The organism is Burkholderia sola (assembly GCF_905400185.1).
Lineage (GTDB): Bacteria > Pseudomonadota > Gammaproteobacteria > Burkholderiales > Burkholderiaceae > Burkholderia > Burkholderia sola.
This window is the reverse complement of the sequence record NZ_FR989676.1, coordinates 2,447,736-2,463,061: the sequence shown is the minus strand read 5'-3', so window position 1 is coordinate 2,463,061 and position 15,326 is coordinate 2,447,736. Positions and strand designations below refer to the sequence as shown.

15 protein-coding genes are annotated in these 15,326 nt (G+C 68.8%); 9 read left to right on the top strand and 6 right to left on the bottom strand.

From position 1 onward, the window contains the following. Window positions 1–14 precede the first annotated feature (14 nt). On the top strand, window positions 15–932 hold the full coding sequence (locus KR541_RS27455) for a LysR family transcriptional regulator (protein ID WP_089489325.1): 918 nt from the start codon (window positions 15–17) through the stop codon (window positions 930–932). Between the two features lie 122 nt (window positions 933–1,054). Further along, window positions 1,055–1,804: an SDR family oxidoreductase gene (locus KR541_RS27450; RefSeq protein WP_050010954.1), complete on the top strand. Its 750-nt coding sequence runs from the start codon at window positions 1,055–1,057 to the stop codon at window positions 1,802–1,804. Between the two features lie 45 nt (window positions 1,805–1,849). Here the strand turns inward: KR541_RS27450 and KR541_RS27445 are convergent, their stop codons facing one another. Together KR541_RS27445 and KR541_RS27440 are read right to left on the bottom strand one after the other, a co-directional pair. Continuing rightward, window positions 1,850–3,487 carry a glycoside hydrolase family 32 protein gene (locus KR541_RS27445; RefSeq protein ID WP_050010955.1) on the bottom strand — a complete coding sequence of 546 codons (1,638 nt, stop codon included), beginning with the start codon at window positions 3,485–3,487 and terminating at the stop codon, window positions 1,850–1,852. A 177-nt stretch (window positions 3,488–3,664) separates the two neighbouring features. Next, window positions 3,665–5,248: a glycoside hydrolase family 68 protein gene (locus KR541_RS27440; protein ID WP_050010956.1), complete on the bottom strand. Its 1,584-nt coding sequence runs from the start codon at window positions 5,246–5,248 to the stop codon at window positions 3,665–3,667. A 187-nt stretch (window positions 5,249–5,435) separates the two neighbouring features. On the opposite strand from KR541_RS27440, the gene KR541_RS27435 reads away from it, so the two are divergent. The 6 genes from KR541_RS27435 (at window position 5,436) to KR541_RS27410 (ending at window position 10,584) form a co-directional block, all read left to right on the top strand. Continuing rightward, complete coding sequence (locus KR541_RS27435; RefSeq protein WP_050010957.1) at window positions 5,436–6,464, top strand: substrate-binding domain-containing protein; 1,029 nt, start codon at window positions 5,436–5,438, stop codon at window positions 6,462–6,464. A 374-nt stretch (window positions 6,465–6,838) separates the two neighbouring features. Then, window positions 6,839–7,525 (top strand): type 1 glutamine amidotransferase domain-containing protein, encoded by a 687-nt coding sequence (locus tag KR541_RS27430; protein ID WP_050010958.1) that lies wholly within the window; start codon window positions 6,839–6,841, stop codon window positions 7,523–7,525. Window positions 7,526–7,669: 144 nt separating this feature from the next. Then, a complete protein-coding gene (locus KR541_RS27425; RefSeq protein WP_050010959.1) occupies window positions 7,670–8,779 on the top strand; it encodes an NADH:flavin oxidoreductase/NADH oxidase in 1,110 nt (369 codons plus the stop codon). Window positions 8,780–8,918: 139 nt separating this feature from the next. Continuing rightward, window positions 8,919–9,989: an AI-2E family transporter gene (locus KR541_RS27420; RefSeq protein ID WP_089489328.1), complete on the top strand. Its 1,071-nt coding sequence runs from the start codon at window positions 8,919–8,921 to the stop codon at window positions 9,987–9,989. Then, entirely contained in the window at window positions 9,977–10,162 is a 186-nt protein-coding gene (locus KR541_RS27415; RefSeq protein ID WP_143328899.1) for a hypothetical protein, read from the top strand. The genes KR541_RS27420 and KR541_RS27415 overlap by 13 nt, the downstream gene beginning before the upstream one ends. Before the next feature lie 47 nt (window positions 10,163–10,209). Then, complete coding sequence (locus KR541_RS27410; RefSeq protein ID WP_089489329.1) at window positions 10,210–10,584, top strand: hypothetical protein; 375 nt, start codon at window positions 10,210–10,212, stop codon at window positions 10,582–10,584. A gap of 39 nt (window positions 10,585–10,623) precedes the next feature. On the opposite strand, the gene KR541_RS27405 is transcribed toward KR541_RS27410, so the two are convergent. Beyond that, window positions 10,624–11,418, bottom strand: coding sequence for an SDR family NAD(P)-dependent oxidoreductase (locus KR541_RS27405; protein WP_050010962.1), 795 nt, complete (start codon window positions 11,416–11,418; stop codon window positions 10,624–10,626). A 160-nt stretch (window positions 11,419–11,578) separates the two neighbouring features. On the opposite strand from KR541_RS27405, the gene KR541_RS27400 reads away from it, so the two are divergent. Continuing rightward, a complete protein-coding gene (locus KR541_RS27400) occupies window positions 11,579–12,424 on the top strand; it encodes a helix-turn-helix transcriptional regulator (protein WP_050010963.1) in 846 nt (281 codons plus the stop codon). A gap of 12 nt (window positions 12,425–12,436) precedes the next feature. On the opposite strand, the gene KR541_RS27395 is transcribed toward KR541_RS27400, so the two are convergent. From KR541_RS27395 to KR541_RS27385, 3 genes are all read right to left on the bottom strand, one after another. After that, a complete protein-coding gene (locus KR541_RS27395; protein WP_050010964.1) occupies window positions 12,437–13,024 on the bottom strand; it encodes a LysE family translocator in 588 nt (195 codons plus the stop codon). 98 nt (window positions 13,025–13,122) lie between these two features. Beyond that, complete coding sequence (locus KR541_RS27390; RefSeq protein WP_216089919.1) at window positions 13,123–14,607, bottom strand: heavy metal sensor histidine kinase; 1,485 nt, start codon at window positions 14,605–14,607, stop codon at window positions 13,123–13,125. Continuing rightward, window positions 14,604–15,299, bottom strand: coding sequence for a heavy metal response regulator transcription factor (locus KR541_RS27385; protein WP_050010973.1), 696 nt, complete (start codon window positions 15,297–15,299; stop codon window positions 14,604–14,606). The genes KR541_RS27390 and KR541_RS27385 overlap by 4 nt, the downstream gene beginning before the upstream one ends. Window positions 15,300–15,326 lie beyond the last annotated feature (27 nt).

The following is a 15,326-nucleotide window of genomic DNA, read 5'->3' as shown; positions in this document are numbered from 1 at the left end:
CGTGGAGCGACCTCATGCTGTCCGAAGACGAACTGGCGCTGCTCGACGCGATCCGCGCCACCGGCAGCCTGTCGCGGGCCGCCGCGCAGCTCGGCAAGGCGCCGTCGACGGTGTCGCACGCGGCGCGCCAGCTCGAAACGCGCTTCGACGCGCTGCTGTTCGACCGCCGCGGCTACCGGCTGCAGCTCACGCCGGCCGGACAATTGCTGGCCGACGAGGCGGCGCGGCTGGCGCTCGACGTCGCCCGGCTGACGCAGCGCGTGCGGCAGGTCGCGAGCGGCTGGGAGGACCGGCTGTGGATCGTCAGCGACGAGGTGCTGGAGTTCGATACGCTGCTGCCGGTCGTCCGCGCGTTCGATGCGCTCGATTCGGGCGTGTCGCTGCGCTTCACGCACGAGGTGCTCGGCGGCACCTGGGAAGCGTTGCGCGACGGCCGCGCGGATCTGGTCGTCGGCGCGACGAACGAGCCGCCGGCGATTCCGGGCCTCAAGTGGTTCGAACTCGGCGCGATGGAGTGGGTGTTCGCGGTGTCGCCGCGCCATCCGCTGGCGTCCGTGGGCGGGGTGCTGACGCGCGACGCGATCGGTGCGCACCGATCGGTCGTCGTCGCCGATTCGTCGCGGCGCGCGGCCGGCCGCGCGTACGGGCTGCTCGGCGGGCAGGCGGTGCTCGCGGTGCCGTCGATGCGCGCGAAGATCCTCGCGCAGCGCGATGCGCTCGGCGTCGGCTGGGTGCCGCGCCGGCGCGTCGCGTCGCTGCTCGCGCGCGGCGAACTGGTCGAGAAGCAGACAGCCGACCCGCGGGAGCCGAACCTGCTGTATGTCGCATGGCACGACGACCGCGACGGCCGCGCGCTGCAATGGTGGCTGGAGCAATTGCGCGAGCCGCGGCTCGCGCAGCGGCTGCTCGACGGGATCGACGTCGTCGGCTGAACCTGCTCGCGCCAACATGTTCGACGTTTTCGAACATGTTCGTCGCGCCGGTCGTACGGCAAGGCCCGGCGCCGCGCGCATCCTGTGTTCACGGTCAACTCACCGGTTCACAGGAGAACATCATGCAACGCTTCGAAGGAAAGACGGTCCTCGTCACGGGCGGCAACAGCGGCATCGGCCTGGCGGCCGCCCGCGCATTCGCGGCCGAAGGCGCGCGGGTCATCATCACCGGGCGCGACGCCGACACGCTGGAAGCGGCCCGCCAAACGCTCGGCGAAGGCGCGCTCGCGATTCGCAACGAAGCCGGCAGCGTCGCGTCGGCCCGCGCGCTGGCCGACGCGCTCGCCGCCGCCGGCGTGCGGCTCGACGCCGTGTTCGTCAACGCGGGCGTCGCGAAACTCGCGCCGTTCGCCGACAGCGACGAAGCGATGTGGGATCTCGTGTTCGACACCAACGTGAAGGGCGCGTATTTCCAGATCCAGTCGCTGGTGCCGCTGCTGAACCGCGGTGCATCGATCGTGATCAACGGCTCGATCAACGCGCACATCGGGATGCCCGGCTCGTCGGTGTACGCGGCCAGCAAGGCGGCCGTCAATTCGTTCGCGAAGACGCTGTCGACGGAACTGCTGCCGCACGGCGTGCGCGTGAACGTGGTGAGCCCCGGGCCGGTGCAGACGCCGCTGTACGGCAAGCTCGGGCTCGATGCGGCGACGCTCGACGCGACGGCCGACAAGATCAAGGGCCTCGTGCCGATCGGCCGGTTCGGCACGCCGGACGAAATCGCGTCGACGGTGCTGCACCTGAGCGCGCCGGAATCCGCGTTCATCGTCGGCGCGGAAATCATCGCGTCGGGCGGGATGGGGTTGCTCTGAGCGGTGAGGCGGGCGGGGACCGTAACCGGCCCCCGTCACCTGCACCTATCGGGACGCACAGGCGCCGCGTGTATCGTCGCCGGTTCCCAGTTGCGTCACCGTCAACCCCGAAAACGTCGCGCGGCCCTGTTCGGCAAACACGGCCACGCGATCCGCGTCGAGCGGCGGAAAGACCAGGTCCGTCAGCGCGACGCGGCCGCCGTTCGCGAACACTTCGACCGAGCCGCGATCGACGACGATGTCGAGCCGCAGTTGCCCGCGTTCGAGCGGCAGATCGACGATATGCTCGCGGCTGAACGTGCCGGCGAAATTCGCTTCGCCGGATCGCGAGCGGTCGAGCGTCAGCGTGCGCTTCGCGGTGTCGTACACGATCCGGGTGCCGATCGACCCGTCGGCCGAACGCCGCACGATCAGCCCCGCGCGCGCGGCACGCTGCGGCGAGAGCGTCACCGTGATGCGCTGGACGATGCCGCGTGTGGCGGCCGACAGCGGGCGGGTAGCGGAGTCGACCGTGACGTCGCCTTCATGCACGGCCGGCCGGCCGTCGGCCCATGCGTCGAACGCGGCGGCCGGCGCGACGATCAGGGTCGGCTCGCCGTCGATCGCCTTCAGCGACAGTTCGCGCGGCAGCGTGGTCGCGCCACGCCACGGGGTGGTCGGCACTTTTGCCGCGTAATCCCAGTTGCTCATCCAGGCGATCGCGACCGGCCGGGCGCCGGGTGCGCCGGAGAACGTGCCGGCCGCGTAGAAGTCGGCGCCGTGATCGACCCAGCGGAAGTGCGCGGGATCGGAGCCGGCGGGCGCGACGCGGTCCGGCGTGAACGTGCGGCCGTCGAAATCGCCGACGAAATACATGGCCCCGGAGCCGCCCGCGATCGACCACGGATTCACGTTGACGATCATTACCCATTTGATTCGCTTCGGATCGCCGTCGAGCGGTAGCGGTATGAGGTCCGGCATTTCCCACAGCGCGCCCGCATGCGGCACGTCCGGCAGCGTGAAGTCGCTGAGGAACGACCAGTGGATCAGGTCGTCGGAACGATAGAGCTTCACGACGTGCGCATCGGCGACGACCGTCGTCATCAACCAGTAGCCGCCCGCCGCATACCACGACACTTTCGGGTCGCGAAATTGCTTCGATTCCGGATCGAGCGTCAGCACCGGGTTGTGCGCATACGGCTGCCAGGTCGTGCCCTGGTCGAGGCTGTACGCGAGCGACTGCGCCTGTATGCCCGGTGCGTGACCCGAGCCGGGCTTGTAGACGCTCGTATAGAGCGCGACGAGCGGCGTGTGGCCCGGTGTGCCGAGACCGGACGTGTTCAGCGTATCGGCGACGATCGAGCCGGAGAAGATTTCCTCGGTGGCGTTCGCGCGCATCGCGACCGGCTGCTCGCGCCAGTGGACGAGGTCGGTGCTGGTTGCGTGGCCCCACGACATGTTGCCCCAGTCGTTGCCGAGCGGGTTGTACTGATAGAACAGGTGATAGCGGCCGTTCGCGTAGACGAGCCCGTTCGGGTCGTTCATCCAGTTGCGCTGCGGCGTGTAGTGGAGGGCGGGCCGCCACTGCGGCGTGCCGTTGTCGGCCGGCGTATGGCAGGACGCGGCGACGGCCTGCGTGGACGCCATGCAGACGAGCAGCAGCCGGATGAGGCGGACGGAAAAGCGGAAAGACGTCGATTTCATGCGGTGCCGGAGGCGCTTCGTCGGACGAAGCGGGAAAGGAGGGCGCAGGCCGCCTGCAACGGCGGCATGCGCAACGGTCAAAAGAAAGTCGAAAAAAAGCGGAGGCGCGCACGCGGCACGCGCGATACGCGACTCCTGAACCTCGTGCCTTTGTCGACGATGGTTATTTTCGGTTGCTTAATTGGCTTGGCCGTTCCCGTCGTTGTGGCCGGCCCCCGTCGCCGGCAGGTTCGACGGGATGTCGCCGTAGCCGCCGAGGCCGCCGCGTCCATACGTGCGGTCGACCGCCGTCGACGTGCCGTTGATGTTCACCTTCACCGTCGGCGCGAGCGTGCCGCCGCGGCGCGGGCCGATCGCGTCGATGAACGACTCGACGAGCCCGCCCGGCATCACGTAGTGCGAATACGACTGGAATTCGCGCGGGTTCTGGTTCGGGTCCTGCGCATACGGTGCGCCGGCCGGTGCGGAGAAGTCGGTCGGGTTGCCCAGCACGAGGCCGCTGCCGCCGTTCAGCGGCAGGTAATCGCTGCGGATGCCGTTGCCGACGAAGCCGTACACGCCGTCCGGGCCGTCGACGCCGGCCGCCATCGTCGTGCGGTGGCTGATCGTGAACAAGTAGTACTTGCCGTCCTTCAGGTAGATCTGCGGGCGCTCGGTCTGGTCGTCGACGCAGTTCGCCGACAGGATCGGCGGCAGGAACTTCCACTCGGTCAGTTGCGGGTTCGTCGCGACCGCGAGGCCGACGTTGGCCTTTTGATACACTGCGCCCGAATTCATCACCGCGTTGAGATCTTCGCGGTTCGGATCGTTCGGTGCATAGCCGAGATCGGCCTCGGTGCAGGTGCGTGCGCCGCGCGGGCCGCCGGTGTTGCCTTCGAACACCATGTAGGTCTTGCCCGGATGCGCGGGGTCGGTAAACACGAACGGATCGCGGAACGAGAAGTAGGTGTTCTGCTGGCCGGTCTGGTAGTAGTTGCCGTCCGGCTGCAGCAGCGCCTTGTGATCGCCGAAGCCGGTGAACCACACATGCTTGTCGTCGGCGTGGATGTTGCCGTCGGCGCGCGTGATGATCGCCTGCGGCGGCGTGATGTCGGCGCCGCCGGGGGCCGAGCGGTTGAACGACGTCGCGGTGTAGTACAGGCTGACGTTGCTGCCGTTCGTGAGGCGCGCGGAGCCCGACCATTCGGCGTTGTTGGTCATCGGCGCGGTGCCGAACACCCGGGCGCTCGCGCCGTCCGGGAACAGGTGGCCGCCCCAGGTCCAGCCGCCGTTCGCGGGGCGTTGCGACGCGGGGATGCCGGCGCGGCGATAGAAGAAGCCGATGCGGGCGTGGACGTGACGGTCGTCGAACGTGTAGCCCGCGTGCGGATCGGCGGTGAGCGAGAAGATCACCTCCCAGCCCTTGTAGCTGAGCTGGTTCGCGCGCAGGTCGGCCAGCGGCCACGTGTCCCACACCCACACGTTCGAGTTGATCAGCGGGAAGTCCTGCGGGATGTCCGGCATCGTCAGCGCTTGCGGCAGCGAGTTCTTGTCGGCGCCGGCGGTGTGCGACTGGGCGACGATCTGGCGGATGTCCGCGCGCGTCCAGCGCATCGTGAAGTTGCCTTCGGGATCGTAGGCTTGCTGCGTATGGGGCGTGGGCACGGGCGCGCCCGTGCCGCCGGACTGCGCGTGCGCGACGGACGCGAAGGCGGCGAGTGCGCCGCCAGCGAGCAGCAAACGTTTGGCCGCGATCGGGCGGAAAAGGGGAAAGTATGTCATCTCGTCGTTGTTTCCTTGGCAGGTGAAAATGAACGGCTGAGTGGGCATCGATGTCCAAACCGGTTTGGATGCTATTTCAAACCGGTTTGGAACGCAAAAGATATTTATTTGACGGTAATGATTACTCAATGGAAATAATTACCCGGTCGGCGCATCCCGGACCTCGGGCGGCCGGGCGGATCGGCGAATGCGAGGAATGACGGTGAAGGTGAATCTGAAGGCGCTGTCGGACGCGCTGGGTCTGTCGCGGACGACGGTCAGCCGCGCGTTGAACGGTTACGACGACGTCAGCGAGGCGACGCGCGAGCGCGTGGCGAAGGCCGCGCGCGAAATGGGCTACGTGGCCGATCCGACCGCGCGCCGGCTGGCGACCGGCCGGGCCGACATGATCGGCATCGTCTATCCGTTCGGCGCCGGCGATCTCGGCGATCCGCGTTTCGGCGAGGTCGTCGCGGGCATCACCGAGCGGCTCGCCGAGCGCAATCTCGATTTCATCATCGCGTCGGCGCGACCGAACGCGGAACTGGACACCTATCGGCGGATCGTCGACGGCAAGCTCGTCGACGGGCTGATCGTCGCGCGCACGCAGGTGGACGATCCGCGTCTCGCGTACCTGCAAGCGAGCGCGTTTCCGTATGTCGCGTACGGCCGCACGCAGGCGGCCGGCCCGTATGCGTGGTTCGACTTCGACAACGAAGCGGGCGCGCGCGACGCGGCGCGCCGGCTGATCGGCTTCGGGCATCGGCGCATCGCGATGATCAGCGCGCCGCTCGAGCTGAATTTCGCCGCGCAGCGGCGCGCCGGTTATCTGTCGGCATTGCGCGAAGCCGGTATCCAGGCCGATCCGGCGCTGCTCGTCGAGTGCGCGTTTACGCACGACGGCGGCCAGCAGGCGGCGCGGGCGCTGCTCGAGCGCGCCGAGCCGCCGACCGCACTGCTGGTCGACAACAACATCGCGGGCGGCGGCGCGTTTCGCGCGCTGGTCGACAGCGGGCTGCGCCTGGGCGCCGATATGTCGCTGATCGTCTACGACGGCGTGCCGCCCGATATCGCGCACCCGTATCGTGTCACGGCGGTCGTGCAGCCGACCGGGCACGCCTCGGGCCGCGCGCTGGCGGAGCTGATGCTGCGGCTGCTGGACGACGGCGTGCGCGATCACCGGCTCGAAGCGCCAGTCATCGAAGCGGGGGACACGGACGGGCCTGTGCGCGGGTAGCCGTCGGGAGTCGGCGCGGCTGCAGCGGCCGGCTGCTGCGGGCAAACGGCGAAGGGCGGCGACGGCGATGCCGGACTCCGCCCCCCGTCGAAAAGGCCATGACGACGGCAGGGGCGAATACGCGTTCCTCTAGACGACCGGTCTAATTCGAGGCTATCATCCGTCCTTGTGAATGCGGCGACGTCCCCGGCAGCTTCATGTCGCGAGACGCCGTCGTTTTATTTCGGCTACTTCTAGACGACTGGTCTAATAGGTGTATATCGCATGCGGATGAATGAATCGCACGTTGCCGCGCGCGGGCGGACTAACCATCAGGCGCGCCGCGCCGACGTGCGGCTCCGTTCCCCCGTTCATTTTCGAAGGAGTGTCCGATCATGAAGATTCTGGTTGTCCTGACCTCGCACGACACGCTCGGCGACACCGGCAAGAAAACCGGCTTCTGGCTCGAGGAACTGGCCGCGCCGTACTACACGTTCAAGGATGCGGGCGTCGAGCTGACGCTCGCGTCGCCGAAGGGCGGCCAGCCGCCGCTCGACCCGAAGAGCAGCGACCCGACGGCCCAGACCGACGCGACGCGCCGCTTCGACGCCGATGCGGCGGCCCAGGCCGAACTCGCGTCGACGCGCAAGCTGGCCGACGTGTCGGCGGACGACTACGACGCGGTGTTCTACCCGGGCGGCCATGGCCCGCTGTGGGATCTCGCCGAGGATCTGCATTCGATCGGCCTGATCGAGCGCACGCTCGCGGCCGGCAAGCCGGTCGCGGCGGTCTGCCACGCGCCGGGCGTGCTGCGCCACGTGAAGAACCCGCAGACCGGCGAGTCGGTCGTGCGCGGCAAGCGCGCGACGGGTTTCACCAATAGCGAGGAAGCGGCGGTCGAGCTGACCGAAGTCGTGCCGTTCCTCGTCGAGGACATGCTGAAGACCAACGGCGCTGAATTCGAGCGCAGCGCCGACTGGGCGCCGCATGTCGTCACCGACGGGCTGCTGATCACCGGGCAGAACCCGGCGTCGTCGGCGCCCGCGGCCGAGGCGCTGCTCGCGAAGCTCGGCCACCGCTGAACACATGGCGCCGGCCCGGCCGGCGCCGCGTCCTCGCCGTCGCCGTCGCCGGGCGCAGCCGGCCCGCCGACGGCCCGCATCGTTGCGCCGTGCGCCCCGCACGACGCATTCCCCGTTTTGCAGGACCCAATAAAGGAGTCGTGGATGTCTGCCCTGTTCGAACCGTTCAAACTCAAGGATGTCACGCTGCGCAACCGCATCGCGGTGCCGCCGATGTGCCAGTACGTCGCCGAAGACGGCGTCGTCAACGACTGGCATCACGTGCATCTGGCCGGCATCGCGCGCGGCGGCGCGGGCCTCGTGATCGCGGAGGCGACGGCCGTGTCGCCGGAAGGCCGCATCACGCCGGGCTGCGCGGGGTTGTGGAACGACGCGCAGGCCGAAGCCTTCGCGCCGTCGGTCGCGGCGATCAAGGCGGCCGGCGCGGTGCCCGGCATCCAGATCGCGCACGCGGGCCGCAAGGCCAGCGCGAACCGCCCGTGGGAAGGCGACGACCATATCGCCGACGGCGATCCGCGCGGCTGGCAGACCATCGCCCCGTCGGCCGTGCCGTTCGGCGCGCACCTGCCGAAGGTGCCGCGCGAAATGACGCACGACGACATCGCCCGCGTGCAGGCCGATTTCGTCGCGTCCGCGCAGCGTGCGCGCGACCTCGGTTTCGAATGGCTGGAACTGCACTTCGCGCACGGCTATCTCGGCCAGAGCTTCTTCTCGGTGCACTCGAACCGGCGCACCGACGAATACGGCGGTTCGGCCGACAACCGCGGCCGCTTCCTCGTCGACACGCTCGCGGCCGTTCGCAAGGTCTGGCCCGAGCATTTGCCGCTGACCGCGCGCCTCGGCGTGATCGAATACGACGGCCGCGACGAAGAGACGCTCGCCGAGTCGATCGCGCTCACGCAGCGGATGAAGCTCGAAGGGCTCGACATGCTGAGCGTGTCGGTCGGCTTCTCGACGCCCGACGCGCAGATTCCGTGGGGGCCGGCGTTCCTGGCGCCGGTCGCCGAACGCGTGCGCCGCGAGGCCGGCTTGCCGGTGTCGTCCGCATGGGGAATCGATACGCCGCAACTGGCGAACCGCGTGGTGGCGCAGGAACAGCTCGATCTCGTGATGGTCGGCCGCGCGCACCTGGCCGACCCGCACTGGCCGTACTACGCGGCCAAGCAGCTCGGCGTCGAGCGTCCGTCGTGGACGCTGCCCGCGCCGTACGCGCACTGGCTCGAGCGCTACCGGATCGCCGACAAGGTGGCCTGAGCGGCGCGCGTCCGCGCGGCGCCGGGTGGTCCGCGCATCGATCGCGCGTGCCGCCGATCCGGCGCCGATGGATAGAATGGCGGTTCGTCCGGGCGATTGCCTGGGCGAGCCGCCATTTTTTCATTTCGACAGAGGTGCCATGGGCGCACATGTCCCGTCGTCTTCCGATTCCGCCGCGCGGCCGCGCGCCCAGCAGGTCGCCCGCATCGCGCTGTATGCGGCGCTGCTGGTGCTCGCGCTGTGGGTGATCCGCGACTTCCTTCCCGCCATCGCATGGGCGTGCGTGATCGCCATCGCGATGTGGCCGCTGCTGAAGTGCTTCGAATCGCACCGGCTGTTCCGCAATCGGCCGACGCTGATCGCGACCGTCATCACGGCGGCGATCTCGCTGCTCGTCGTGCTGCCGGTGGCGGTCGCGACGACCCAGGCGATCGCGCAGGCGCACGACCTGCGCGAGTGGCTGCACACGATCCAGGACAACGGCATCCCGCTGCCGGACGTGATCGGCCGGTTGCCGTACGGCGCCGCGCAGATCACCGAATGGTGGCAGGCCAATCTCGGCCATCCGCTGCATGCGGCCACCGCGATGCACGGCGTCAATAGCGAGAAATTCATCGCGTTCGGCCGGCAATTCGGCACGAAGCTCGCGCACGTGCTGCTCGAATTCGGTTTCATGCTCGTCACGCTGTTCGTGATCCTGCGCGCCGGTCACAAACTGTCGGGCGCGTTGCTGCAGGGCGCGCGGCGCGCGTTCGGGCGTAACGGCGCGGAACTGATCGAGCGCATGGTCGCGGCCGTGTACGGCACGGTGACGGGGCTCGTCGTCGTCGGGCTCGGCGAGGGCGCGCTGCTCGGCATCGCCTACGCGCTCGCGGGCGTGCCGCACGCGGCGCTGCTCGGGCTCGTCACGGCCGTCGCCGCGATGCTGCCGTTCTGCGCGCCGGTCGTGTTCTGCGGCGCGGCGCTCTGGCTGTTCGTGCAGGGGGCGACCATGTGGGCCGTCGCGATCGCGGCGCTCGGGTTCATCGTCGTGTTCGTCGCCGAGCATTTCGTGCGGCCGGTGCTGATCGGCGGTTCGACGCGGCTGCCGTTCCTGCTCGTGCTATTCGGCATCCTCGGCGGCGCCGAGACGTTCGGCCTGATCGGGCTGTTCGTCGGCCCCGCGCTGATGACGGTGCTGACGATGCTGTGGGCCGAATGGATCGCCTGATCGCGCATGCCGTTGCACCGGTTCGATACGACGGTGCGGCGGTGCGGATGCGCATGCGCGCGCGCCGGCTGCAACGATTGATGACGATTCAGCCGGCGCGAAGGCCTGCAAACGCAGGGATTCGGATAAAGATCTCTACATTTCTTTTCGATCCGGACCCAAAGGTCGAGTAGCATGGGGTTTTCGATCACGCCGGTATGGCGCAGCAGATTTCCCGAGCATGCGATTGATTCCGATGGCCCGTCCCGCAGCGACGCTGTCCCTGGCCGCCAGTTGCCTGATGTTGCATGGCTGTGCGTGGTTCGACTCGTGGCTGCCGTTCTCGTATTCGCGCACGCCGCTTGCACGGGCCGCGTCGCGGCACGGCGCGACGCGCGCCGACGTCGTCCGCGTCGCCGGCAACCCGCGCAGCGTCTGGATGGTCCGTAACGGCGGCGGCGTCTGCTACAACTACTTTATCGAGCACGGCAACGATCACCGCGCGTACTTCGTCGTGTTCGACAAGGCCGGCGTCGTCACGCAGTCCGGCTTCGATACCTGCATGGACGCCGATCGCAAGGGCACGCTCCAGTCCGGCAAGCGCGCGTCGCGCTAGGGCGGCGGCCACGCGCGGCGCGAGCGCGTCATCCGGCCGTCACGCTATCGTGTCGACCACGCCGCCGTCGACGCGCAATGCCGCGCCGGTCGTGGCCGACGCCTGCGGCGAGCATACGTACACGACCAGGTTCGCGACTTCCTCCGTCGTCGCCGGCCGCTGGATGATCGAGCTCGCGCGTTCGCTGCGCACGAACTCCACGGCAATGTCGTCGATGCTGCGGCCCGTTTCGTCAGCCTGCGCCTTCAGCATCTCGCGCACGCCTTCCGACATCGTCGGCCCCGGCAGCACCGAATTGACGGTCACGCGGGTGCCGGCCGCGAGCTTCGCGAGGCCGCGCGCGATCGACAACTGCGCGGTTTTCGTGAACCCGTAATGAATCATGTCGACGGGGATGTTCAGGCCCGATTCCGACGAAATGAACACGATGCGCCCGGCATTGCGTTCGATCATCCCTTTCAGGTAATGCCGCGCGAGCCGCACGCCGGACATCACGTTGATCTGGAAAAAATGTTCCCATTCGGCGTCGTCGATGTCGAAGAACGCCTTCAGGCCGTAGATGCCCGCGTTGTTGACGAGAATGTCGGCGTTCGGCGTGTGCTGCGTGACGCGCGCGACGCCGGCCGCGTCGGACAGGTCGGCGGCGACGCCGTCGAAGCTTGCGCCGGGCACGGCGTCGCGCAGTTTCCCGAGCGCGGACTGCACCGACGTGTCGCTGCGGCCGTTGACGACGACGTGCGCGCCGGCGCGCGCGAGCCCTTCGGCGATCGCGAAGCCGATGCCGGCGGTGGAAGCGGTGACGACCGCGGTCTTGCCTTTCAGATCGATCTGCATGTGTGTACCGGTGGGAAGAGGACGCGGAACCCGCCGCGTCTGCCGCGGCGGCCGAATTCAAAGCTTAGGCGATCCAGCCGCGAAGCGTCGGCTCGCTGTTGCGCGGCGCCGCACAGTCTTGTACGGTGAGCGTTCGCCGTTCGAACCGGGAGCCCGCCGCGTGAGCCGTACCGCCAACCGATCCGCCGTACCGTCGCCGTTCTGGCGCGATACCGCGCTGCCGTTCATCGAGGCGCGCACCGTCGACGACGGGCGCGCGATCTGCTACGCGAAGCACACGCACGACACGTTTTCGGTGGGCGCGATCGTCGGCGGCACGAGCACGTACGTGAACGGCGCGACGCACGCACACGTCGGGCGCGGCGTGCTCGTGATCATCGATCCGGAGCAGGTGCACGCATGCAATCCGTACGGTGCCGATGCGTGGGCGTACCGGATGGTCTATGTCGACGTGCCGTGGCTCGCGCGGCTGCAACATTCGCTGGGCCGCGATCCGAACCGCGATTTTCACGGGTTTTCGCCGAAGTTGACCGAGCGCGGCGATCTGTTCGCGCAATTTGGCGGCTTCTACCGCACGCTGGTGTCGCCCGCCACCGATGCGCTCGGCAAGGAGAGCGCGGCGGTCGAATTCTTCACGGCGCTGCACGGCGCGCTCGACCGCGAACTGCCCGACCCGCGGCCCGGAGACGACAACGCGAAGCTCGCGCGCGCGGCCGACTACATCGCCGCCCATTGCCGCGAGGCCATCACGCTCGATGCGATCTGCGCGGCGGCCGACCTGTCGCCGTCGTACCTGATCCGCGCGTTCAATGCGCGTTACGGGATGACGCCGCATGCGTTCCTGATCGATCGGCGCGTGCAGTACGGCCGCACCGAGTTGCGCCGAGGCCGGCCAATCGCCGAAGTCGCACTCGACGCCGGCTTTGCGGATCAGGCGCATTTCCAGCGCGCCTTTCGGCGAATCGCGGCCGCGACGCCGGGGCAGTACCGCGGCGCGAGGCGCTGAACGCAACGGTGTCTACACGTCGAGCAGAAACAGCGCGCTGCCCGCGAGCAGCAGCGCCATCAGCCGGTTGAACACGCGCATGCGCCGCGCGTTCGCGAGCCGGTGCCGCAGCGACGCGCCCGCATAGCCCCAGCATGCGATCGACGCGAAGCAGATCACCAGATACAGCGCGGCGAACTGCCAGACCTGCGCGCGGTCGCCGTCGGCCGCATACGCGCCCATCGCGGCCACGCACGCGAGCCACGCCTTCGGATTGAGCCACTGCATCGCCGCGCCGGCCGCCGCCGACGGGCCGGCCACGTCCGGATCGGCCGCGAGCCGGCCGTCGTCGAGCGCGAGCCGCAGCGCCAGGTAAAGCAGGAACGCGATCCCCGACCACTGCGTGGCCGTCGTCAGTGCGGGCCAGCGCGCGAGCGCCGCGTGCAGGCCGAGGCCGATCAGCAGGAACAGCGCGACGAAGCCGAGCGTCGCGCCGGCCGCGTAGCGCAGACTCGCGCCGAGGCCGTGGCGCGCGCCCGCGCTGAGCGCGACGATGTTGACGGGACCGGGGGTGATCGACGAGGCGAGCGCGAACGCGGCCATCGAAACCAGCATGCTCATCAGGTGTCTCCATGCGACATGTTGAAAGTCGCATCGAGACTACGGGCGCGGCGTCGGCCCGTATTGAAGAAAACTGCCCTCGGCGGTGCGCGCCGCCGTCAGTGCAACGCGCGCGGCACGTGCGCCGGTCGCACGCCGTGCGGATCGGTGGAATCGGTGGAATCGGTGGAATCGGCCGGGCCAGCGGCGTCGGCCGCGCGCAGCGGCCCGCCCGACCACGGTTGCGTCGACACCGAAAAACCGAACGTATTGACGCCGCCCGAGCACGCGACGAACACGCCGCCGCCGTGCATCTCGGCCACGGCCTTGACGATCGACAGCCCGAGCCCGTGGTTTTCCTTGCTGTTCGCGCGCGCTTCCTCGAGCCGGTAGAAACGCTCGAACACGTGCGCGCGCTGCACCGGATCGATCGGCTCGCCGGGGTTCGACACGGTCATCTCGACGAGCGCGTCGCGGCGCGCGATCGTCACGTTCAGCGTCGCGCCCGGCGCCGAATGCTGGATCGCGTTGATCAGCAGGTTCGTCATCGCGCGGCGGAACAGCGACGGATCGACGGCCGCGCGCGCATCGCCGTGCAGTTCGGCGCGCAACTGCGCCTCGTCGAGCGGGATTTCGAGGAAGTCGAGCATGCGCCGCACCTCGTCGGCGAGCGACACGTCCTTCAGGTCGGTCGCGCGTTCGCCGCGGTCGCTGCGCGACAGGAACAGCATGTCGTTGATGATCACGCGCAGCCGCTCGAATTCCTCGAGATTCGACTGCAGCGTCTGGCGCATCCGGTCGACCGAGCGGTCGCGGCTCGTCAGCGCGACCTGGGTCTGGCCGATCAGGATGCTGATCGGCGTGCGCAGCTCGTGCGCGACGTCCGCGTTGAACGCTTCGAGCCGCGCGTAGGTTTGCTGGATGCGTTCGAGCGCGCCGTTGAACGACGTCGCGAGATCGCGCAGCTCGGTCGGCAGCGCGTCGGTGTGCAACCGCTGGCGGCGGTTGGTCGCGCTCACGCTCGCCGCGTCCTGCGACAGCCGGTCGAGCGGCGCGAGCCCGAAGCGCGCGACCGCGCGGCTCAGCAGCAGCGTGATGACGGTGGCCGTCGCGATCAGCGCGGCCAGCGTCCACACGAAACGGCGCAGCATCCGCTGCGTGCGCTCGCACGACGACGCGACGATCAGCTTCACGTCCGGGCGCTCGCCGCTGCCCGCGATCGCGACGGTCTTCGTCATCACGTTGTAGCTGCTGTTGTTGAGCGCGTACTGCTGGAACGCACCGAATGGCTTGCCGTCGGGCACACCGTCGACGGGATGACCGAAGCGGAAAGCGGCGTCGGGGCTGTCGACCTGATAGCGCGTCGACCCGTCGGGCGGTTCGAGGTCGGCGAGCTTTTCCTGCATCACGCGGCCGCGCGCGGCCGTGGTCGCATGCGACACGATCATCTGCGCGACCTTCGCGCGCGTGTCGATCGTCGCGCGCAGCTCGGCGAGCAACTGGCGCTCCATCATCACGAACAGCCCGCAGCCGACCAGCGTGAACACGAGCAGCGACACGATGCCGAACATCGCCGACAGGCGCAGGGCGATCGAGCGTTTCATGCGTGTCGCTCCACGTCGCCGTCCTCGCGCGCCTCGAGCACGTAGCCCATCCCGCGGATCGTGTGCAGCAGCTTGTCCGCGAACGGGCCGTCGAGCTTCGCGCGCAGGCGCTTGATCGCCGTCTCGACGACGTTCGCGTTGCTGTCGAAGTTCACGTCCCACACGAGTTCGGCGATGGTCGTTTTCGACAGCACCTCGCCGCTGCGCCGCGCGAGCACGCCGAGCAGCTGGAATTCCTGCGCGGTCAGGTCGAGCCGCGCGCCGTCGCGAGTCGCGCGGCGGCCGATCAGGTCGACGCGCAGGTCGCCGATCGAGATCAGCGTCGATTCCTGCACGCGCGCGCGGCGCGTCAGCGCGCGCAGCCGTTCGATCAGTTCGAGGAACGAGAACGGCTTGGTCAGGTAGTCGTCGGCGCCGCCGCGCAAGCCCCGCACGCGGTCGTCGACACGATCGCGCGCGGTCAGCATGATCACCGGCGTCTGCTTCTGCGCGCGCAACGCGCGCAGCACGCCGAAGCCGTCGAGCTTCGGCAGCATCACGTCGAGCACGACCACGTCGTAGTCGAATTCGACAGCTTTCCACGCACCGTCCTCGCCGTCGAGCGCGGTGTCGACGACCCAGCCTTCCTCGGTCAGACCGCTTTTCAGGTATTCGACGACTTTCGGTTCGTCCTCGACGATCAGCACTTTCATGTTCGTTGTCCGCGTAACCGGGTTAAG